This window comes from Acinetobacter sp. CWB-G5, assembly GCF_019209785.1.
GTDB lineage: Bacteria > Pseudomonadota > Gammaproteobacteria > Pseudomonadales > Moraxellaceae > Acinetobacter > Acinetobacter johnsonii.
In genome coordinates this window covers 47,228-67,871 of record NZ_JAHUTF010000012.1, presented here as the reverse complement: position 1 = coordinate 67,871, position 20,644 = coordinate 47,228, and the positions used below count along the sequence as shown (strand labels likewise).

Annotated in this window: 19 protein-coding genes and 2 pseudogenes; 10 read left to right on the top strand and 11 right to left on the bottom strand. The window is 42.4% G+C overall.

Going from position 1 to position 20,644, the window contains the following annotated elements; genetic code table 11:
* Positions 1–122: pseudogene (locus KVY11_RS14810) on the top strand (elongation factor Tu); the annotation flags it as partial.
* A gap of 61 nt (positions 123–183) precedes the next feature.
* Here the strand turns inward: KVY11_RS14810 and KVY11_RS14805 are convergent.
* Together KVY11_RS14805 and KVY11_RS16705 are read right to left on the bottom strand one after the other, a co-directional pair.
* Complete coding sequence (locus KVY11_RS14805) at positions 184–918, bottom strand: AraC family transcriptional regulator ligand-binding domain-containing protein (protein WP_218289371.1); 735 nt, start codon at positions 916–918, stop codon at positions 184–186.
* Positions 900–1,088 (bottom strand): annotated as a pseudogene (locus KVY11_RS16705) (AraC family transcriptional regulator); the annotation flags it as partial. The gene KVY11_RS14805 and the pseudogene KVY11_RS16705, both read right to left, overlap by 19 nt.
* A gap of 242 nt (positions 1,089–1,330) precedes the next feature.
* Between KVY11_RS16705 and KVY11_RS14795 the strand changes: the two are divergent.
* From KVY11_RS14795 to rimI, 4 genes are all read left to right on the top strand, one after another.
* Complete coding sequence (locus tag KVY11_RS14795; RefSeq protein WP_218289370.1) at positions 1,331–2,821, top strand: NAD(P)/FAD-dependent oxidoreductase; 1,491 nt, start codon at positions 1,331–1,333, stop codon at positions 2,819–2,821.
* 73 nt (positions 2,822–2,894) lie between these two features.
* Positions 2,895–3,800 (top strand): alpha/beta hydrolase, encoded by a 906-nt coding sequence (locus tag KVY11_RS14790; protein WP_218289369.1) that lies wholly within the window; start codon positions 2,895–2,897, stop codon positions 3,798–3,800.
* 202 nt (positions 3,801–4,002) lie between these two features.
* Entirely contained in the window at positions 4,003–4,884 is an 882-nt protein-coding gene (locus tag KVY11_RS14785; RefSeq protein ID WP_168158569.1) for a metal-dependent hydrolase, read from the top strand.
* A 104-nt stretch (positions 4,885–4,988) separates the two neighbouring features.
* Positions 4,989–5,447 (top strand): ribosomal protein S18-alanine N-acetyltransferase, encoded by a 459-nt coding sequence (gene rimI, locus KVY11_RS14780; RefSeq protein WP_218289368.1) that lies wholly within the window; start codon positions 4,989–4,991, stop codon positions 5,445–5,447.
* Positions 5,448–5,476: 29 nt separating this feature from the next.
* Here the strand turns inward: rimI and KVY11_RS14775 are convergent, their stop codons facing one another.
* The 3 genes from KVY11_RS14775 to trxB all read right to left on the bottom strand — a co-directional run bounded on the left by KVY11_RS14775 (position 5,477) and on the right by trxB (position 8,085).
* Positions 5,477–6,292 carry an arginyltransferase gene (locus tag KVY11_RS14775; RefSeq protein ID WP_004694916.1) on the bottom strand — a complete coding sequence of 272 codons (816 nt, stop codon included), beginning with the start codon at positions 6,290–6,292 and terminating at the stop codon, positions 5,477–5,479.
* Between the two features lie 21 nt (positions 6,293–6,313).
* Positions 6,314–7,045: a leucyl/phenylalanyl-tRNA--protein transferase gene (aat, locus tag KVY11_RS14770; protein WP_218289367.1), complete on the bottom strand. Its 732-nt coding sequence runs from the start codon at positions 7,043–7,045 to the stop codon at positions 6,314–6,316.
* 86 nt (positions 7,046–7,131) lie between these two features.
* Positions 7,132–8,085, bottom strand: coding sequence for a thioredoxin-disulfide reductase (gene trxB, locus KVY11_RS14765; RefSeq protein WP_004694912.1), 954 nt, complete (start codon positions 8,083–8,085; stop codon positions 7,132–7,134).
* A 295-nt stretch (positions 8,086–8,380) separates the two neighbouring features.
* On the opposite strand from trxB, the gene KVY11_RS14760 reads away from it, so the two are divergent.
* On the top strand, positions 8,381–11,476 hold the full coding sequence (locus tag KVY11_RS14760; protein ID WP_218289366.1) for a DNA translocase FtsK: 3,096 nt from the start codon (positions 8,381–8,383) through the stop codon (positions 11,474–11,476).
* Between the two features lie 57 nt (positions 11,477–11,533).
* The gene (locus KVY11_RS14755) at positions 11,534–12,439 is read left to right on the top strand and encodes an AEC family transporter (RefSeq protein ID WP_218289365.1); all 906 of its coding nucleotides are present in this window, start codon (positions 11,534–11,536) and stop codon (positions 12,437–12,439) included.
* A gap of 64 nt (positions 12,440–12,503) precedes the next feature.
* On the opposite strand, the gene KVY11_RS14750 is transcribed toward KVY11_RS14755, so the two are convergent.
* From KVY11_RS14750 to KVY11_RS14725, 6 genes are all read right to left on the bottom strand, one after another.
* Complete coding sequence (locus KVY11_RS14750) at positions 12,504–12,791, bottom strand: PA4642 family protein (RefSeq protein WP_004694907.1); 288 nt, start codon at positions 12,789–12,791, stop codon at positions 12,504–12,506.
* Between the two features lie 121 nt (positions 12,792–12,912).
* Positions 12,913–13,185 carry a cell division topological specificity factor MinE gene (gene minE / locus KVY11_RS14745; protein ID WP_004694905.1) on the bottom strand — a complete coding sequence of 91 codons (273 nt, stop codon included), beginning with the start codon at positions 13,183–13,185 and terminating at the stop codon, positions 12,913–12,915.
* Positions 13,186–13,187: 2 nt separating this feature from the next.
* Entirely contained in the window at positions 13,188–14,000 is an 813-nt protein-coding gene (gene minD / locus KVY11_RS14740) for a septum site-determining protein MinD (protein ID WP_039889843.1), read from the bottom strand.
* Positions 14,001–14,069: 69 nt separating this feature from the next.
* On the bottom strand, positions 14,070–14,801 hold the full coding sequence (minC, locus tag KVY11_RS14735; RefSeq protein ID WP_114837467.1) for a septum site-determining protein MinC: 732 nt from the start codon (positions 14,799–14,801) through the stop codon (positions 14,070–14,072).
* Positions 14,802–14,924: 123 nt separating this feature from the next.
* Positions 14,925–15,974: a preprotein translocase subunit SecA gene (locus tag KVY11_RS14730; protein ID WP_371315997.1), complete on the bottom strand. Its 1,050-nt coding sequence runs from the start codon at positions 15,972–15,974 to the stop codon at positions 14,925–14,927.
* Between the two features lie 10 nt (positions 15,975–15,984).
* Complete coding sequence (locus KVY11_RS14725; protein ID WP_218289364.1) at positions 15,985–16,917, bottom strand: acyltransferase; 933 nt, start codon at positions 16,915–16,917, stop codon at positions 15,985–15,987.
* 257 nt (positions 16,918–17,174) lie between these two features.
* On the opposite strand from KVY11_RS14725, the gene KVY11_RS14720 reads away from it, so the two are divergent.
* From KVY11_RS14720 to dut, 3 genes are all read left to right on the top strand, one after another.
* A complete protein-coding gene (locus tag KVY11_RS14720; RefSeq protein WP_062034242.1) occupies positions 17,175–17,825 on the top strand; it encodes an OmpA family protein in 651 nt (216 codons plus the stop codon).
* Positions 17,826–17,951: 126 nt separating this feature from the next.
* Complete coding sequence (locus KVY11_RS14715; RefSeq protein WP_004694892.1) at positions 17,952–19,991, top strand: UvrD-helicase domain-containing protein; 2,040 nt, start codon at positions 17,952–17,954, stop codon at positions 19,989–19,991.
* A 43-nt stretch (positions 19,992–20,034) separates the two neighbouring features.
* Entirely contained in the window at positions 20,035–20,487 is a 453-nt protein-coding gene (gene dut, locus KVY11_RS14710; RefSeq protein WP_004694889.1) for a dUTP diphosphatase, read from the top strand.
* Positions 20,488–20,644: the final 157 nt, after the last annotated feature.

Sequence of the window (20,644 nt, the reverse complement as noted above, 5' to 3'; positions counted from 1 at the left end):
ACAACGTAGAAATGTCAGTAGAATTAATCCACCCAATCGCAATGGACCCAGGTCTACGTTTTGCGATCCGTGAAGGTGGCCGTACAGTTGGTGCTGGTGTAGTTGCTAAAGTAACTGCATAATCATCTGATTGTGTGAAAAAAAGCGCTCCTTTGGGGCGCTTTTTTTATAATTGTATTTAATTCATTTGTTTAACTTGTTGGAGATAAGGGGCTCAAGTTTTCCTTTTTGTTGACGCAATTGTTTCGGCGGAAGTTCAAACCAGCGTTTAGTGGCTCGGCTTAAGGTTGGTTGCTCAGAAAATCCTAAAATATCGGTCAGTTGACTCATTGAGATATCAGTTTGCCAAAGATACTGTGAAGAGAGCTCTTTACGAATATCGTCTTTGATGGCATCAAATGAAGCACCTTCCTGCGCCAATTTTCGCTGTAAGGTACGCGGATGTAATGCGAGCATGCTGGCTACATGTATTTTATTTGCACGTGGTGTGGATAAATGAAGGCGGAGGGCTTTTCGTACGTTTGCGCTGACTTTTTCGGTAGGATTTCGAAAGTAGCGATGAATATAATCTTCTGCAATTTCCCGCAAGGCAGGGTTTGTACTATGCGGTTGGCTGTCTAAAGTGTGTCTACTTAGGTGTAAAGCAGCACGGTTTTGATTGATTAAAATAGGTGCACCAAAGAAACGTTCATATTCCTTGATTGAAACTAAAGGCATATGCGGAAGTGATACAGCCTTCAGTTCATAATTTTCTGCTGCTAGCCATTTGAGAATACGGTGTGTGGTCCCCAAACAATTATCAATGGTCTGTCGTTGTGGTACATAACTATTAATTCGAATTTCAAAGATTACATCTACCGCATCTTCAAAAAGAGAACTTTGCTCTTTTAAAGAGATTGCTACGCCAGGTCCATGCAAAATAAAAAATTAGAGGAATAGTCAATTATGCCACGCATCGATGAAGCGCTTTGCATAATGAGGCCCAATATTCCTAAGATGCTAATATCTTGATGTTTCGAAATCCGTAGCCCAAGATCAGGACACTTTGCTAGATATGCCGTGTGCTCGTAAAGGTCTATAACGTTTTTTTGGTCGAGCCAACATCGTCCTGTCTGATTTGTTCAAGTGTGATCTCGTGTTGTGCAAGCAGAGGTTTAGGGTCAAAGCTAAGGTCTTGCATAAACTCAAGATAACCCCGAATTCTACTTGCATGAACCATTATTGTCATGTCTTCTAAAGTTAAATATATGTCTCCTCAAGTCAAGTTAAAATTTAATCAATTGCTAGTATAAATACGGAATAACAAAAACCGCGACATGGAGCCGCAAAAATGCAAATGGAATATGATGTTGTAATCATTGGAGCAGGTTTGTCTGGAATTGGCATGGCTTGCCAACTTGTTCAGCAAAACCCGAATAAAACCTACACAATTTTAGAACGTCGACAAGACTTAGGTGGCACTTGGGATTTATTCCGTTATCCTGGTATTCGTTCTGACTCAGATGTCATTAGCTTCGGTTATAAATATAATCCATGGAAAACAGACACCGTTCTTGCAACAGCGGACAAGATCAAAGCATATTTGCGCGAAACAGCACAAAAGTTTGGTGTTGATCAAAAAATTCGTTATGGCGTTAAAATTGTTTCAGCAAATTTTTCAACTCAAACCAACAAATGGACGGTAGAAACTGTTAATGAGTCGAATGGTGAAATTCAAAAATTTACGTGTAATTTTCTGGTTTCTGCAACGGGTTACTATAATCATGATCAGGGTTATACGCCAAAGTTTGAGGGTCTAGAAAACTTTAAAGGTCAATTTGTGCATCCACAAAAATGGCCTGAAGACTTAGATCATCGTAATAAGCGTGTGGTGGTGATTGGCAGCGGTGCAACAGCAGTGACCTTAATTCCAGCGATGGCTAATGAAACTGCACATATCACCATGCTACAACGCTCACCAAGTTACGTAATTAACGTACCAAATACTGATAAGTTATTTGATGCTGCGCGCAAAGTATTCTCTGAAGAATTGGTTTATAAATTTTTCCGTAAACGTAATATTTTAATGCAACGCGGTATTTATAAGATTTCACGTCGCTTCCCGAAACAAATGCGTTCATTCCTACTTTCTAATGCACAGAAAGAATTAGGTGAACAATACGATATGACGCATTTTACCCCGAAATATATGCCATGGGACGAGCGTTTATGTGCAATTCCTGACAATGACTTATTTGAAGTGATTCGTGAGGGTAAAGCTTCAATCGTAACCGATCAGATTGAACGCATTACAGAAACTGGAATTTTACTCAAATCAGGGCAAACGCTAGACGCAGATATTATTGTGTCAGCAACAGGTCTAGAATTGCAGATGTTGGGCGGAGTTAATCTTTCAGTTGATCAAGAACAAATTCGTCCAAGTGATAAATTAAGCTATCGTGGTGTCTTGCTTGAAGATGTACCTAACTTTGCTTATTTATTCGGTTACACCAATGCACCTTGGACCTTAAAAATTGATTTAGCCAATGATTATATTTGCCGATTAATTAATGAGTTGGATATTCGTCAAATGACTGCAGTGAAGCCTGTAGCCCCTGCTGGCGAAAATACAGGCGAAAGTATTATTTCAAGTTTACAAGCAGGCTATGTACAGCGTGGCTGTCACGAATTGCCTCGCCAAGGGAAGTCTAAGGATTGGTTTGTTAGCCATAACTACGAAGTGGACTCTGAAATGTTTGCTCAATCTTTAGAAAGTCCAGGTCTGGTCTGGTCTACCGAAGCCAAGCAAATAAAGGCGAAAGGTAAAATCAAAGCCGCATAGGAATTGCGCAATATTTTGCTCATATGGCATCCGCCATATGAGTGCAAATACAAGACATAATGGAATAAGTATAATGAACACGTCACAACTCAACTTTATTAGCCAAGGTACGCGTTGCGCTGGCACCTTGCAGTTACCCTCTCAAAATCGTAAAGCTCCAGTCATTATTATGGCGCAAGGCTTTGGGATGATTAAGGATGCAGGCTTACCCAAATTTGCAGAACGCTTCGTAGCACAAGGCTACGCTGTGTTTTCTTTTGATTATCGTGGCTTTGGTGAAAGCGGTGGACAACCACGTCATTGGGTCAGTCCTAAACGCCATTTAGAAGACTGGAAAGCTGCGCTCGATTTCGTAAGAACACTCGATTCAATCGATACGCAACAAATTATCCTATGGGGCTATTCATTCTCTGGTGGACATGCCATTCAAACTGCGGCGCGTGATGGAAAAATCAAAGCCATTGTTTTACAAGCACCTCACGTCAATGGTAAGTCGAGCCTAAAAGGGGTTCCACTGACTAAATTGGCAAAATTGAGTGCTGCTGGCTTTATGGACTTGTTGGGAGGCTGGGTCAACAAACCTGTTTATCGTCCAATTATTGGTCGTGGGCATGAAGTTGCAGCAATGACCACACCTGATGCTTGGGATGGGTATTTATCTCAATTACCTGAAAATGCTAAATGGGAAAATAAAACTCGTGCACGTATCTTTTTAGAAATAGCCAACTATAACCCTGTACGTTTTGCACATCAGTTATCTATGCCCGTGGTGGTCATTTCAGGTCAACGCGATACCATTATTCCTGAACAATGCATTCGTGCTGCAGCACAGAAAATGCCAAATGCTGAATACTATATGCTGAACAGCAATCACTTTGAGTTATGTGATGGGGAGCTATTTGAGCAAAATATTACTTTGCAAATTAACTTCCTCAAGAAGCATTGTCCAGCACATGCTGAGCTTACTGTCGCGGCATAATTAAAAAGAGGCTTTTAGCCTCTTTTTTACATTCACATGATTTTATATTTTAATTGTCTAACAATCTGCCTTCAAAACTGTCCTAAACTGATATTTTGCTGACCCTAACTGCACTTATGGGTGAAGTCCAATCGCGTAAGATAAAAAGACGAAAACAACTATAAGTAGTGGATGTCTTCAGGATATTCATAGGAGCAGAAAGATGAATGCGAAGGTAAAAATCACTAACCGTGCGGGTGCGAGTTTCCCTGTACGTCGGATGAACTTTGAGTTTGAAAGCGTACCTGAATATTGGATGAATGGTTCAGCTGGACTGACCCATTTTATGACCGCGCTGTCGGCACTCTTTCCAGCAGGTGAAATGTTTTTTATCGATAGTGTTCGTGCGGTTAGACAGCATCCCTCGATCAAAGACAATGCTGAATTACAAAAAGAAATTTCAGCCTTTATTGGTCAAGAAGCGATGCATACGCAAGAACATGAAGGTTTTAATGCGTCTGCGCAAAAGTATGGGCACGATGTTGCAACACTTGACCGCTATACGGATCGTGCAATTCAAACCACGCGTAGAGTGTTTGCTTTTCTAGGCAAGCCTGTGGGTATTACTCAAGAGATGGTGGATTTAACAGCAACCACCGCGCTGGAGCATTTCACTGCAACCATTGCCTCTCAGTTGTTGGTCAATAACCACATTCAAGAACTGATGAGTGATGAAACCATGAAAACCATGTGGTTATGGCATGCCATTGAAGAAAATGAGCACAAAGCTGTGGCTTATGATGTGTTTGAAGGTGTTTTTGGTAAGGGAGTCAAATCCTATTTACTGCGAACAGGATCGCTGGTTGCAGCCATGGCCATTTTATTCTGCGTGCAGTCGTATTTTGTGTTTCGTTTATTACAGCAAGATAAACAACTGAACAGGGCGGCGTTGAAGGATATTTATACCTATGCATATAGTCCATCGAAAGGAATTATTACAGGGATGGCACGCGAAATGATCATGTACTTTAAACCGGGTTTTCATCCTAATCATCACGACACCGACGCGTTACTTGAGAAATGGAAGCTAAAATTAGGGTTTTAAGCAGTTTTGGCTCTTTGAGCGATGTAAATCGCTCTTTTTTTTGTTCGGTTTTAAGCACAAATTTTTTATACTGTGACCTCCACATTTTAGAAAGATAAACGAAGATGATTCGTTTAATGCAAGCTGCGGACTTAAGCCAAGTTGCGCGGATTGAAAATTTAGTTCAAACCCATCCTTGGAGCCTACAACAGTTCCAAGAGTCCATGCAGTCTTATCACAGTACTGTGATTGAACAGGCAGGACAGGTGGTGGGTTTTTGTATCCTTCAGCCCGTTCTTGATGAGGCCAATTTATTGTTGATGGCCATTCATCCAAGCCAGCAAGGCAAAGGGCTGGGGTATCAGCTATTAGATGCGTCACTGGCACAACTCAAAAACAACCCGATACAAGTGTTCTTAGAAGTTCGTGAGAGCAATCAAGCAGCGATTGCCTTGTATGAAAAGTCCGGTTTTCATCAAATTGATTTGCGTAAAAATTATTATCCTAAACCAGATGGTGGCCGTGAGCATGCCATTATCATGGTGAAATCGTGTAGTGATGACTTTTCCGAGTTGTTTAAATGATAGAACAGTTAAGCTTCTGTATGGCGCCATTATTTAATAATGGCGTTATTCCACCCCGAAGGTAGGGTGGTCATTAAGGAGTTTCCCAGTTGCTGCACTTCCTCGCTGCTCAGACTATGATTGAGCCTGCGCCACTGACCATCAATCAACAATTCTAGCGGTAAATACTGCGATTTGTAATTCATTTTTTCTGAGTGCGGCACCCAATAGCCCAAATACACAAACTGTAAAGCGCGTGCCTTGGCGAGCTCGATTTGTTTTAAAATGGCGAAAGTCCCTAGTGAGCGTTTGTTTTCATCGGGATCAAAAAACGTATAAACCGCAGATAAACCATCATCTAAAGGATCGCAGGTTGAAACACAGATGAGCTGGTCTTCTTTCCACAGCTCTAAGAAAAAGCTCTCGGTACAGCTATGCACGAGGAATTTATCAAACTGATCGCGGCTAGGCGGGAACATGTCTCCATCGGCATGGCGTTTAAAAATATAACGCTCATATAAGTCATAATGTTTTTTGGTGGCATCCGCAGTGCGGGTAATTTTTAAAGTGAGATCTTGATTGCGTTTCCATGCTTTTTTTTGACTGCTGTTCATTTTAAATTCGCGCACTGGTACGCGGCTAGATAGGCACTGTCGACACAGATGACACTCTGGGCGGTAGACAAAATCACCACTCCGGCGAAAACCCACCCGAGAAAGTTCGGACAGCGTGACGACATCAATACGATGCGCTGGATCGAGAAATACCATCCGGGCTGACTTTTTTTCTAGATAGCTGCAGTCATGCGGTGGCGTGATGTAATACTGTAAATCATTCAGTAGGGACTTCGGGTGATACGAATTCATGATAAATCCCTCTATTATTCTTTATTCGGTCAGTCGCGCATTTTGCGCTATTGTTTTACTTGAAAATACACCCTCCTGATACATTTTCCAATCGATAGCGGGTTGATTTACAACATCTTGTAACGATTTTAAGTAGGTTTGCCGAGAAAGTGTACAAGCACCGAGGCTTAAAAGATGATCATTGACCAATTGGCAGTCGATCCAAGGCAGCTTATTTTCACGGCCAATCAACATCAGCGTATAAAATGCCATTTTTGAGACATCCGTTTCGGTACTGAACATGGACTCCCCAAAACAGCCGTGTCCAATGCTGATGCCATATAGTCCACCAACCAAGCGTGTTTGATCCCATACTTCAACACTATAGCCATAACCGGCATCAAACATTGCACAGTAGCCATCTATAATGTCTTCACTGATCCACGTGTCATCAGCGTAGCTGCGTGGTAGTGAGCAGGCACGGATCACCCGTTCAAAAGCTTGATTGATGGTGATGTGATAATCCTGCTTTTTCATGCTCCGAATGAGGGTTTTACTGGGCTGATAATCCTGCGGGCGTATGATGCAACGTGGCTCGGGGCACCACCAGCAAATGGGCTCGCCTGTTGAGAACCATGGAAATAAACCATGGGTATATGCTTCAAACAGGGTAGAAGGGGAGAGGTCTGCACCGATACAAATTAAGCCTTCACCCTCGGGGTCAACTTCAAGCGGATCGGGAAAGATATACTCAGAAGGTGGTAACTGCTGCATAGTGGTGTGTATATATGATAAAAAATGATTTTAAGATCATACATAAAAAAACCGCCTATGGAAGGCGGTCTTTTTCAAGGCTTAGATTATTCGCCTAAAGCATCCAAATACTTTTCTGCATCTAGCGCAGCCATACAGCCAGAACCTGCTGAAGTGATCGCTTGGCGATAAACGCTATCAGCAATGTCACCTGCTGCGAATACACCAGCGACAGAAGCAGCTGTGGCATTACCAGATGTACCGCTTTGAACTTGGATATAGCCATCACGTAAGTTCAATTGACCATCAAACATTGCGCTGTTTGGTTTGTGGCCAATGGCAACAAACAAACCTTGAACATCAATATCTTGTGTAGATTCATCTTGAGTCGATTTTAAGCGAACTGCGGTTACACCCGTGTTGTCACCTAAAACTTCATCCACTTGGTGATTCCAAATGATGCTGATTTTGCCTTCTTTTTCTTTCTCAAATAAATGATCTTGAAGGATTTTTTCAGAACGCAATGAATCACGACGGTGAACCAAAGTCACATGCGATGCAATGTTAGACAAATATAGTGCTTCTTCAACGGCAGTATTACCGCCACCCACAACCATGACTTTTTGGTTTTTATAGAAGAAACCATCACAGGTTGCACATGCGCTCACGCCTTGGCCCATAAAAGCAGCTTCAGACTCAAGACCTAAGTACTGAGCGGTCGCACCTGTGGCAATAATCAGTGCATCACAAGTGAACTCATCCATGTCGCCTTTGAGTACAAATGGACGTACAGAAAGATCGACTTCATTGATATGATCGTAGATGATTTCAGTACCAAAGCGTTCAGCATGCGCTTGCATACGTTCCATCAGTGCAGGACCTGTTAAGCCTTCAGGGTCACCTGGCCAGTTATCCACTTCAGTCGTTGTCGTTAGCTGACCACCGAGTTGGATACCCGCAATCAATGTAGGCTTTAAGTTGGCACGCGCAGCATATACCGCAGCGCTGTAACCCGCAGGGCCTGAACCGAGAATAATCAAACGTGAGTGACGAGCGCTCATACGTAGAATCCTTTTTTTATTTAGAAATTTGTGGAATTATACGTGAAACTCTATAACAGTTGTGTGAGTTCAATGTCGATATTATTGATCAATCAAATCGATTTGAGCTATATAGAAGAAATATGCGGTGTAGAGCGGGAAAAAGTGGAAAAATCATCTGCTCGTTATACATAAAGCATTTAAGAATAGTGCATCTTTTTATAAAGAAGAGGTGCATAATATGACGTTTATTGTGAAACTTTTGCTTTAGGTTTCGAACAAAAACATTAATGAAGAATTTGTTACAGGACAGTATATGACTGAGGTGTCGGGTGCTTATGCACAGCGCTTATTAATGACATTATTTTTAGTCTCGTTTGGCATTTATTTGTTCCTTGCTACCGTGACCTATACCCCATTTGATCCGGGCTGGATGCATATATCAAGTGATACTTTGCAAGTCTCGAATGCCAGTGGCGTTGCTGGGGCGTGGATTGCTGACTTACTGTTCGGTTTTTTAGGCTGGGCAAGTCTACTTATTCCTGTGTTTTTGTTCATTGAAGCCATTCAAGTCTGGTGGCCGCATAGTTTTTTAAACCGTCCATTTCGTTATGCTGCACAATTCTTTATTTTGCTTGCAACCGCCAGCTTACTGTTCTTGTTTTGGAAAGTTCCAGCGGACACTTTAGACAATGCCTCTGGCGGCATTATTGGTTATGAACTGGGACAAAGTTTGTCGCAGATTTTAACCATTTACGGTGCAACCTTATTTTTGGTCGTGTTTACCGTGGTCTTATTGACCTTGGCTTTCGGTATCAAATGGAACCGTACTTTCGCGACCCTCAAAGCAACTCCTGCGTATTTACAAGATTTATTTTACCGCAACGTACCTGAAAGCGAGTCTGCCTTTGATCGTACGACGCCAAGCGTCAAAAAAGAAGTGATTGCAACGGCACCGAAAAAAGGTATTGAAGCAACGGAATTGGTCGAGGCGCCAGTAGCCGTGCAAGAGACATCAGTTAAAGTACCTCAGCGCGACTATTCAGCAGAGCATTTGTTTAATGACATGGTGGCCAAAGAGCAACGTGTTCAAGAACAACAGGTGGATGTGGATGATGAAGTAGAGCTTGAGCGGACTATAGAAAAAGCGCACCAATTAGAACAAGACAGTCAGCGCGTGGTAGCGACAGGGGAAGTGTGGCGTGCATTAAACTCAGCTGAAGATCAACGTCATAAAAATGATATTGATGCTTTACTTCGTGCTGCCGAAGAAGATCGCCCATTTAGCCCAGAACAACATTTTCAAGCAGTGGTGCAAGATCATACAGCGCCAATTGCTGATCCTCATTATTTCCAAGACGATGCTCCTGCACAGAAGAAAAATGTCGATTGGGATGATGATGAAATCTTTGACGAGCTGCTTGCTGCCGTACCCAATGGCAAAACAGCAACGGATGTTCACAGCCCCTTCAATACGCCTGAACCGGTGTCTCATTTACATGTGGTTGAAGATCCAATTGCGGTAGCCGAGGTTGCAACCTTAAGTGCTGCTGCAAGTGCCGTTGCATTACAACCAGCGCCGAGTGGAATTGCAAAAGCACAGCTTGATGAGTTGGATGATTTAGACGAATTCCTTGCTGAAGATTGGTCGGAGCAGAAAGTTGCTGCTTCAGATGTACGGACTAGCAGTAGTTATGCGCAGTCATCTGCTTTTGTACAAGCACCCATTCAGCATCATAATACAGTGAGCACAAGTGCTACAGCGGCTGTAGCCAAAGAAGTTTTGTCCAAAGAAGCGTTTATTGAAGCATGGCAAGATACCGCTGGAAAACCGCAAGACGAAGAAGAGTTTGACTTTGATGCTCCATTGACTGATGCATCAGGCCGTCCAATGTCTTTGTCCATGCAAGTAGCAGAGCGTCGTCGTGACTTATCACCGTTGCCAGGACTGGATTTACTGGATGAAGTTGACCTGAATAAAAAAGTCAATTTCACTGCTGAACAGTTGGCGCGTTTATCTGAACTGCTTGAAATTAAACTACAAGAGTTCAATGTCAAAGCTAAAGTGGTCGAAGCACAGCCAGGGCCTGTAGTAACTCGTTTTGAGTTGGATTTAGCACCAGGTGTGAAAGCCTCTAAAGTTACCAATATCTCACGAGATCTGGCACGTTCAATGTCCATGGCATCTGTACGTGTGGTTGAAGTTATTCCGGGTAAACCGTATATCGGGATTGAAGTGCCGAATAGCACACGTGAAATGGTGCGTTTAATCGAGTTGTTGACCATTCCTGCTTTTACCGATCCGAATAGCATTCTTTCGATGGCAATGGGCAAAGATATTTCAGGTAATCCTGTCATTGCTGACTTAGGTAAAGCCCCGCATATGCTGGTTGCGGGCACCACAGGTTCAGGTAAGTCTGTTGCAGTGAACTCGATGATTTTATCGATGTTATTGAAATATACGCCGAATGAGTTGCGTTTAATTTTGATTGACCCGAAACAGTTAGAACTTGCTAACTATAACGATATTCCACATTTGCTTACCCCTGTGGTCACGGACATGAAGGATGCTGTCAGTGCCTTGAACTGGTGTGTGAATGAAATGGAACGTCGCTATAAGCTGATGTCTTTCTTAAAAATTCGTAAGCTTGCGGACTATAACCGTAAAGTGGAAGAAGCGATTGCCAATGGCGAAGAGCTGATTGATCCGACCTGGAAAGCCAGTGATTCGGTTGCCGGTGAGCGCGCACCACGTTTGACTCCATTACCATCGATTGTAATTGTGGCGGATGAGTTTGCCGATATGATTATGCAGGTCGGTAAGAAAGCTGAAGAAATGATTACGCGTTTGGCACAAAAGTCACGTGCCGCAGGCATTCACTTGTTACTTGCGACGCAGCGTCCATCGGTCGATGTAATTACGGGTCTGATTAAAGCCAACATTCCAACACGTGTGGCTTTACGTGTGAACTCAAAAATTGACTCTCGCACGATTTTGGATGCTGGTGGGGCGGAAGACTTACTGGGTCATGGTGATATGTTGTTCTTAGGCCCGGGTAAAATTGAACCTGAACGTGTACATGGTGCCTTTATTGCCGATGATGAAGTCAACCGCATCTGTGATGCGTGGCGTGAACGTGGCTCGCCAAATTATGTTGATGAAATCTTAACGCCATTTGATGAAGAGCCAAGTTCTCGTGGCTTTGAAGATGGTGATGGCGATCCAAACCGTGATGCACTTTATGACCAGTGCGTATCCTTTGTATTGGAAACACGCAAGGTTTCGGTGTCCTCGCTACAACGTAAGTTTAGTTTGGGCTATAACCGTGCCGCGCGGATTGTCGACCAAATGGAAGAAAATGGGATCGTGAGTGCGCAAGGTGCGAACGGTAAGCGAGAAATTTTAGTTTAAAAAGAAAGCCTGCGGATTGCAGGCTTTTTCTTAATCATTCAGTTTAGGCATCCAGTCATGCAAATTATTGATGCATTAATTCCATTGGTAGTACTCATTGCCATGGGGTATGTATTAAAGCGGTATCGCTTTTTAACGGTGGAGTTTTGGCAAGGCGCTGAAAGACTGAATTATTGGATTTTGTTTCCTGTTTTGCTGTTCAGTAGTCTAGCCACCGTTCATTTTAATGTCGGGCAAGTCTTGCCAGCGCTTGCTGTGGTCTTTACTGTGACCTTGCTGATGAGTGTGGTGCTGTGGGTATTAAAAGCGCTGTATGGTACGCCTGTGGCGCAATTTGGCGTCTATTTACAGAGTCATATTCGTTTCAATACTTATATTGGTTTGACCAGTATGGCTTTGATTTTTGGCGCTGCGGGGATGCAAGTCTTTGCCATGATTATTGCCTTTGTCATTCCATTGGTGAATGTACTGTCCGTACTTGGTTTTTCTCAAGGGCAGGGACTGTCTTATAAAAATATTGCGTGGTCGGTTGCGAAAAATCCGCTGATTCTGGCTTGTCTGGTTGGGATCATTTTTAATTTTTCAGGTATGCATTTGCCCGAGAGCATTAGCCAATCTTTAAAGCTAGTAGCAGGGATGAGCCTTCCGCTTGGGCTCTTGTGTGTGGGCGCAGCACTCCAGTTTAATGCGTTAAAATATGCGGGTCGAGCGCTAATCTTAAACACTTTTGGACGTTTAATCTTGGTGCCTATTTTAGCCTATGTAGGCTGTCTTTTATTTGGTTTAGCAACATTTGAAACCATGATTGTGGTGGTATTCTTCTCGCTCCCAACGGCCTCAGCAGCCTATGTCCTAACCAAATATTTTCAAGGGGACAGTCAACTCATGGCAGCAATCATTAGTTTGCAAACTTTGTGTTTCGGTTTGACTTTTCCACTTTGGATGTGGTTTTTACAGTCATAAAAAATGCCAGTCTCCTAGAAATGAACTGGCATTTGTAGATCATGCGCATTAAGCAGATCTAGGTTTAGGCGAATTTAGCCAAAACCTCTAAGAAGGGAGCTGCTTGACGTGGATAAGCGGCAATCACGTCATGGATACGCTGACCTTCTGGATTGGTGGCATTAATGTCGCGACCATCCGTTTTAAATTGGGTGAGCAGTCGCTCATAATCACTTGGGCGCATGTGTTTAAATGCATGGTACAACACATGAAAATCGCCATTCACACCTTCAGGAGGAAGCTGAGTTAAGTAGGCAAATACACGCTCATCTGACCATTCTTCATTGAACGTTGCTGGCTGAGATAATGCCATAGCAATCTCCTTGCTGGTTTAATCATTAAAAAAGGCAAAATATGGGAGACAAAGAAAATACTTTCTTGTGTCTGCGCATATTCTGCCTTGATTCAATTTGCTTGACTAATCAAAAATCAGATTAACGTTCTTCAGGCAAATTGATATTCATTTCAAGCATTTCAATATTCGCTTCAGAACGTACAGCCATTTGAATGTGCTGTTCATCTACACCGCGAACATAGCGATTCACCACTTGCATGATTTCTTTCTTCATTTGGTCGATTTTGTCTTGGCTAAGACGTTTACCTAAACCACTTTCAGACGCTACGATGACTTTCAAACGATCCTTCGCTGTTTGAGCACTAGACGGTTTTTCATCATTACTAAAAAGCTTACTCCAAAATCCTGCCATGTCTACGCTCCAAATAGTCGTGCTAACCAGCCTTTAGGCTTCACCGTAATATGACGGTAAGGACGTTCGTCACCTAAGAAACGTGCCACAAGGTCATCATAGGCCTGACCTGCTGATTCTTCAGTAAAGAGAATCACTGGTTTACCTTCGTTCGATGCTTGTAAAACGCTCTTACATTCAGGAATTACTCCCAAAGTTGGCACACGTAAAATATCTTTAGAAATGTCGTCAATGGTTAACATTTCTTGTTTATCGGCACGTTCAGGGTTGAAACGTGTGATACACAAGTGTTTACGAATACGACCTTCATTCATTTCAACTTTTTTGGTTTTGCTATCGAGCATACCAATAATACGGTCAGAGTCACGTACAGATGAAATTTCAGGATTGGTCACAATAATCGCTTCATCGGCATGGTACATTGCTAAAATTGCACCGCGTTCGATACCTGCGGGTGAGTCACAAATAATGTAGTCAAACTCTTGTGACAACTCATCCATGACACGTGCTACGCCTTCATCAGTTAAGGCATCTTTATCACGGGTTTGCGAAGCAGGTAAAATATATAAATTCTCGATATCTTTATCGCGGATAAGCGCTTGTTGTAATCGAGCTTCGTTATTTAATACATTGACAAAATCATACACAACGCGGCGTTCACAACCCATGATCAAATCAAGGTTACGTAAACCTACGTCAAAATCGATCACAACAGTTTTGTGACCACGTAGGGCTAAACCTGTTGCAAAAGATGCGCTTGTCGTAGTTTTGCCTACGCCACCTTTGCCTGATGTTACGACAACAATTTTCGCCACCGAATCCACTCCTGTTATGGTTTAAATCCCCTTATTTATCATTTGGGGCTTTTGGTGTTTATTTATACATTAAAATTCAAGCGCTTCAAATACAAGCTCTTGTTGATCATTTAAGTAAATATGTGTTGGGCGTTTTAAATGCTGCGCTGGAATATCATCTGCAACACAATAGGTCCCTGCAATTGAAACCAATTCGGCTTCTAAAGCATGACAGAAGATGCGTGCAGCGCTGTTTCCGCCCGCGCCGGCAATGACTCTACCACGAGCACTACCATAAATATGTATATTTCCTGAAGCAATCACTTCCGAGCCACTGTTAATGCCTGCGGTAATAATGATATCGCCTTGATTTTGAACCAAGCACTGACCAGTACGTAAAATTTCGTCATGGTATGAAGTTGCATGGCGAATGACAGGTGCTGCCGCAACTGGTGCATTGGTAGAAGCTGTCGCAGCAGGAGCTGGGGCTTCAACCACTTGCTCTTTGGTTGCTTTGACTTCTTGAAGTTGCGAGCTAATACCATGACCTTGCGCTGGAATCACAGGGAACTGAATGGCACGGGCTTGTTCCGCCAAAATTCCTTCTTGTACTGCCATCGGCTGTACATCTAGATCCAGCAATAATTGAATCAAGGAAATTAACTCTTGCTCCACGCTACTTTCCAGAACAACTAACGCCCCAGCAGTCGATGCATTTTGTAATGTTTTACTTAATTGCTGTCGGATTGCATCATGATCATTGGTGTCAAGGGTAATGCGAATCGCATTGACCATTCTGCCAGTTATCCGGATATCAGCCATAATTTTTCCTTAAGACTTCTCAGATTTATTTTTTACTAAAGAAGTGATGTTGTAAATAGAGCAAATCCTAGAACAAAATGAAGGATTGCACTAGCTGCGTTTGTAATATTTTTACCTTAATGCTTATTCTTTGGCTTGATCATCTTTTTCAAGCTCTTCTAACCACTGTTTCACCTTAACTTGCTTGCGAATGGCATCCAAACTTTCATAGACCACAGACTCAACCAACTGTTCCAAAGACTGATTATCGATTTTTAAATCACTGACTTTTTCAGCTATCAAGCGATAGGTGGCATTGGGCTGTGCTGGATTTCCCACCACCATCGGTTCCAGTAAACCTTGTGTGATGTTTTCACCAAGTCGTTGTCCGATACTTTGAATTTGTTGCTCAATTCTTCCACCCACAATTGGGATTAAACGCAGTAATTGGGTGAGTTCAGGGGTATCTTCAATCGCACGATTCACAATCAGACCAACATTTTGAGCAATAAAATATTGACGTTGTTTCAGTTCAGTGGCGAGAGATTCTTGTAAAATTTCAGCCAATGCTTGTGCAAATAAAGCCCGGTGATGATCGACGAGATCATGGATAATTTTTTTATGGGTCGAACTGGTATTTAATTCGTGCTTCACCCCATCCAAGACGGTAATCACGACGCGGTCAGAGAGCTCTTCCATCACCACGCGGTAGTAAAATTTGGCCTTGGCTTGTACCGACTCAGGAATCACGTTATAGCCCAACTCATGCAGGCGAAAAGCAATCACCCCCGCACGAAATAATCTTAAAAAACGTAAATGAGGAATAATGGCTAAAATTTCGTACCAATGAATGAAGGGAAAGAAAAACCAGCGACGATGGTGTCGATACACGATGGCAATGCCCCAACGCACCAATAATTCAGTAATCAAGAACAGAATAAACCAAGCTTCTGTGGTGATAACCCACGGATGCAAATGCTCACGATAGAAGCTTAAGACACTTTCTAGGTGAATGGCATGGAAAAACCATCCACCGATATTGCTCATGATAAAAAAATTAGCACACAAACAAAACAAGTTAAAAATGATGAGAAACACCATAAAAATGTCATAGATCAAAAACAGTTTGAAATACAAACTTTGTGGATCAACCTGATGATATTTAGACTTTTTGACTTGGTTATTCTGCATCATGCATAGACCCTTACTCGGTTAAATTGGAGGTTGAGTATTTGGCTTTCATTTGTTCAATCAACTGGTCTTTTTCAGTCCAAAGTTGATCGACCCACTGTTGGAATTGTTCACGAAAGTCTGCATCGTCTTCATAGTTTCCAGCGAGTACCCATGCAGGAATATCAATTTTACGTAAATTGACCGCAATCCGTGGGACTTCCCCGAGCCAAAATTCGCTATAGCCAGGTGCGCCGTCGGGATAAACAATGGTCATATCTACCAAGGCATCAATGTCATTACCTAAAATACTTAAGGCCAAGGCCAAGCCACCCGCTTTCGGTTTAAGTAAATTTTGGTAAGGCGACTGCTGCTGTGCATGTTTTTCTTGCGTAAAACGCGTGCCTTCCAAATAGTTTAACAGGGTAAAGGGTTGGCTAAGCAGTTGTTCACAAGACTTGCGTGCCTCTTCCATATCGCGTGTTTTCAACGCAGGATTTTTTGCAATTTGTTCTTTACTATGCCGCTTCATCATCGGGAAGCCTAGAATTTTAAAGGCTTGGCCGACAAATGGAATAAAAATAAGTTCCCACTTGGTAAAGAAGCGGGTAAGGGGCATACGGGTTAAACCAAAATATTGGTTAACCGTGGTGTCGACCCAACTTTGATGGTTGCAAGTCATGAGGTAACGGCCCTGCATACTTAGCTCAAGATCATCGTCGACAGAAATGTCCCATTTCGTGTTGGGTAAGACATGATCGATTAAATAATTGTTCACAGCCAGCCAGCTGTTGGTGATTTGAATATTGGTCTCATCCACTTTTTTAGATTTTTTAAACAATTTGGTCAGGCCAAGCGCGAGCACTGGCGGACCATGAAAAAAAGTACTGCCTGTAATGACTGAACCAACAGTTAAACCACGTGTGATTTTTTTTAATAAAGGTTGTTTTTGGTTTGGCGATGACATAAAAATAAACCCTAAAATATAATGCGTTTCGCAACTCGTTCTATTTTCTAAAGGTCAATATAGTACGGGATGATCAAATAGAAAAGCACCAAACATTAACTGTGTAGAAATTGTGACGAAGAAAGTCTTGAAAAGGAAATTTTTTATTACATATTGTAAATAAAGGCTTTATTATTAACAAAAAATCAATGGTCTAGATCATCGTTTTACGACAATATTCGTTCTATAAACAAAACACACAAAGAAGGAGGCATGCGATGCGTGCACTAGCAATTTCCGCAGTCGTTGGGGCAATGGTTCTTACAGGTTGTCAAAGCACTGGTAATAACATTGGTGGTGTAGAATACGATAAAGCTGCATTAGGAACCTTAATTGGTGCTGCTGCTGGTTATGGTATTTCTAAAGGAAACGCAAACACGAGCCGTCAAAACAACCGTGCTGCAGCGATTGGCGCAGTTGTCGGTGGTGCAACGGGTGTTTACCTTGACAACAAAGAGAAGAAACTTCGCCAACAAATGGCGGGTACTGGTGTAGAAGTTAACCGTAATCCAGATGGCTCTGTAGGTTTGGTTATGCCGGGTAACATTACCTTTGATACCAATAAATCAAACATCAAGCCGAACTTTTATTCAACTTTAAACAAAGTTGCACAAACCTTAACTGAAGATAACAAGAGCGGTATTCTTGTAACAGGTTATACAGACAGCACAGGTAATGATTCAATCAACATTCCTCTGTCTCAAGCGCGTGCGCAATCTGTAGCAAGCTACTTGGCATCTCAAGGTGTTTCTACAACACGTATTAATGCACAAGGTCAAGGTTCAGCAAACCCAATCGCGTCTAACGCGACTGCTGAAGGCCGTGAGCAAAACCGTCGTGTAGAAATCAGTATCTACGCAATTCAATAATTTTTATTGAAGACTGAAAAACCACCTTCGGGTGGTTTTTTTATGACTGTTAAAATATGAATTTGCATTATGCATCTGTAGCGGAGATGACTATAATCGAGCTCGGAATGAAATAGAGGAAAGACTATGTCACTGGCAAGTCAATTAAACGACAAGCAACTTGAAGCCATGAAATACACTCAAGGACCCTTGTTAGTACTTGCAGGGGCTGGTTCAGGTAAAACTTCGGTGATTACCCGTAAGATTGCCTACTTGGTGAAACACTGCGGCATTCCTGCTTATCGTATTACCGCGATGACGTTTACCAACAAAGCAGCACGTGAAATGAAAGAACGTGTCACCAAGCTGCTGTCACGTGAAGAGGCAAAAGGGCTTTCAGTCTCGACCTTCCACACCTTTGGCCTAAACATGCTGCGTTTAGAGCTGAAACACACGCCATTAAAAAATAATTTTTCTATTTTAGACGCAGACGACTGTAAGCGTATTTTGATGGACTTGATGCATCGTGACAATTTATCTGGTGCGGAAAGTAAAGAACTGATTGCCAAAGCCATGAAGATGATTTCAGATTGGAAAAACGACCTGATTCCGCCTGAGCAAGCACACACCACCTGTGAAACCGCAGAAGATGTTCAGTTTGCGCACTTGTATCAACTGTATGAGCGTAATTTACGCGCCTATAATGCGGTCGATTTTGATGACCTAATTGTGATGCCGACGCGTCTTTTACAAGAAAATGCAGAAGTTCGTGAGCGCTGGCAAAATCGCATTCGCTATTTATTGGTCGATGAGTATCAAGACACCAACACCGCGCAGTATATTTTGGTGAAATTGCTGGTCGGGGTGATGGGACAGTTCACTGCGGTGGGTGATGATGACCAATCGATCTACGCATGGCGTGGTGCCAAGCCTGAAAACATGGCTTTGCTGAATGAAGATTTTCACAATTTAAAAGTGATTAAGCTCGAACAGAACTATCGTTCGACCAGTCGTATTTTGAAAGCAGCCAATACCGTGATTGGTAACAATCCACATATTTTTGATAAAAAACTGTGGTCAGATAAAGGCCATGGTGAAGTAATTCGAGTGATTACGTGCCGCAATGATGACGATGAGTCAGAACGCGTGGTGAAAGACTTAATTACCCATAAACTGATGAATGGTAAAAATTGGAAAGATTATGCCATTTTGTATCGGGGTAATTTCCAAGCACGTGCACTGGAAACACAACTGCGTCAAATGCAGATTCCGTACAAATTATCAGGCGGTCAGTCGTTCTTCGGACGAGCTGAAATCAAAGACGTGATGAGCTATTTGCGCGTCATTATTAACCCTGAAGATGACAGTGCATTTTTACGGATTATCAATACACCTAAACGTGCCATTGGGCCTGTGACTTTAGAAAAGCTGGGTCTGTTTGCACAAGAAAATCATTTGTCGTTGCTCTCTGCAGCGGGTGATCAGCGTCTCACCATGGTGATTCCTAAAAAAGCCACCACACAGTTGGCGGAGTTTGCAGACTTCATTACCACCTTTACCCGTGAGTTGCTTGAGGATGATGAACCTGTGCCCATTATCCGTAAGATGATGGTTGAAGCAGGCTATATCGACTATGTCAAAGAGTCTGCGGCGACGCCTGCACAGGAAAAAACCAAGCTAGATAATATTGAAGTGCTGTATAGCAGTATTCAAAGTTTGATTAACCGTGCTGAAGATGTTGATGAGAAAAACATTGAAAGTGTAATTCGTAAAATGGTGTTGCTAGATATGTTAGAGCAGCAGCAAGAAGAAGAAGACACTGACAAAGTAAACTTGTTGACGCTGCATGCATCCAAAGGTCTTGAGTTTCCATATGTTTATCTGATTGGTCTTGAGGAAGAATTGCTGCCGCATAAAAACTCGATTGCCGCCGATACAGTTGAGGAAGAGCGTCGCCTGATGTACGTGGGCATTACCCGTGCCCGTCAGGGTTTAACTATCACGCTTGCAGAACAACGTAAGGCAGGCGGTCAAATGAAGCAAATGACACCAAGCCGTTTCTTGGATGAGTTGCCGCAAGATGAGTTGGAGTGGCTGGGGCGTAAAAAGAAACTAGCGGGCAATGTCGATCCGAAATTACAAGCGCAGCATTATTTAGACAATTTACGTGCGTTGATTAAGCGCTAAATATTTTTTTGTTTTAGAAATTTATTGTACTAGGAAAAAGAGAATGAAAGTTCAGGTTAAAGTGTTGGATTCACGTTTAGGCAATGAATGGCCAATGCCAACCTATGCGACAACGGGTTCAGCAGGCTTAGACCTTCGTGCATGTGTTGATGCTGCGACCGTCATTGAACCAGGACAAACTGTTTTGGTCAAAACAGGTCTGTCGATTTATATTGAAGACCCACACTTTGCAGGTTTAATTTTACCGCGTTCAGGCCTAGGTCATAAGCACGGCATTGTTTTGGGTAACTTGGTGGGATTAATTGATTCGGACTATCAAGGTGAGTTAATGGTTTCAGTTTGGAACCGTAGTCAAACTGCTTTCAGTTTAGAACCGGGTGAACGTCTTGCACAGTATGTACTCGTACCTGTGATTCAAGCACAGTTTGATATTGTGAATGAGTTTGAAGCGACAGAACGTGGTGCAGGTGGTTTTGGACATACTGGTCAAAACTAATCTGTCAGTGATAAATTAAAACAACAAAGCCTCTCCTTGAAAGAGGCTTTGTTGTTTTAATGCTGAATGATCATTTTTAGTTCATAAAAAGTTACAACTCTTTTTTTGAATCCTTAGTAAAATTAAATGCAGCGTTAAGCATAAAAACAAGGGCAGT

Bases quoted from the DNA above. Each gene is read 5' to 3' on its own strand.
- KVY11_RS14795 (WP_218289370.1), top strand. From the start codon at position 1,331: ATGCAAATGGAATATGATGTTGTAATCATTGGAGCAGGTTTGTCTGGA.
- minC (WP_114837467.1), bottom strand. From the start codon at position 14,801: ATGGCTGATATCCGGATAACTGGCAGAATGGTCAATGCGATTCGCATT.
- trxB (WP_004694912.1), bottom strand. From the start codon at position 8,085: ATGAGCGCTCGTCACTCACGTTTGATTATTCTCGGTTCAGGCCCTGCG.
- KVY11_RS14775 (WP_004694916.1), bottom strand. From the start codon at position 6,292: ATGAATTCGTATCACCCGAAGTCCCTACTGAATGATTTACAGTATTAC.
- rimI (WP_218289368.1), top strand. From the start codon at position 4,989: ATGATTCGTTTAATGCAAGCTGCGGACTTAAGCCAAGTTGCGCGGATT.
- aat (WP_218289367.1), bottom strand. From the start codon at position 7,045: ATGCAGCAGTTACCACCTTCTGAGTATATCTTTCCCGATCCGCTTGAA.
- KVY11_RS14760 (WP_218289366.1), top strand. From the start codon at position 8,381: ATGACTGAGGTGTCGGGTGCTTATGCACAGCGCTTATTAATGACATTA.
- KVY11_RS14715 (WP_004694892.1), top strand. From the start codon at position 17,952: ATGTCACTGGCAAGTCAATTAAACGACAAGCAACTTGAAGCCATGAAA.
- KVY11_RS14730 (WP_371315997.1), bottom strand. From the start codon at position 15,974: ATGATGCAGAATAACCAAGTCAAAAAGTCTAAATATCATCAGGTTGAT.
- KVY11_RS14755 (WP_218289365.1), top strand. From the start codon at position 11,534: ATGCAAATTATTGATGCATTAATTCCATTGGTAGTACTCATTGCCATG.
- minE (WP_004694905.1), bottom strand. From the start codon at position 13,185: ATGGCAGGATTTTGGAGTAAGCTTTTTAGTAATGATGAAAAACCGTCT.
- dut (WP_004694889.1), top strand. From the start codon at position 20,035: ATGAAAGTTCAGGTTAAAGTGTTGGATTCACGTTTAGGCAATGAATGG.
- KVY11_RS14785 (WP_168158569.1), top strand. From the start codon at position 4,003: ATGAATGCGAAGGTAAAAATCACTAACCGTGCGGGTGCGAGTTTCCCT.
- KVY11_RS14790 (WP_218289369.1), top strand. From the start codon at position 2,895: ATGAACACGTCACAACTCAACTTTATTAGCCAAGGTACGCGTTGCGCT.
- KVY11_RS14725 (WP_218289364.1), bottom strand. From the start codon at position 16,917: ATGTCATCGCCAAACCAAAAACAACCTTTATTAAAAAAAATCACACGT.
- KVY11_RS14750 (WP_004694907.1), bottom strand. From the start codon at position 12,791: ATGGCATTATCTCAGCCAGCAACGTTCAATGAAGAATGGTCAGATGAG.
- KVY11_RS14720 (WP_062034242.1), top strand. From the start codon at position 17,175: ATGCGTGCACTAGCAATTTCCGCAGTCGTTGGGGCAATGGTTCTTACA.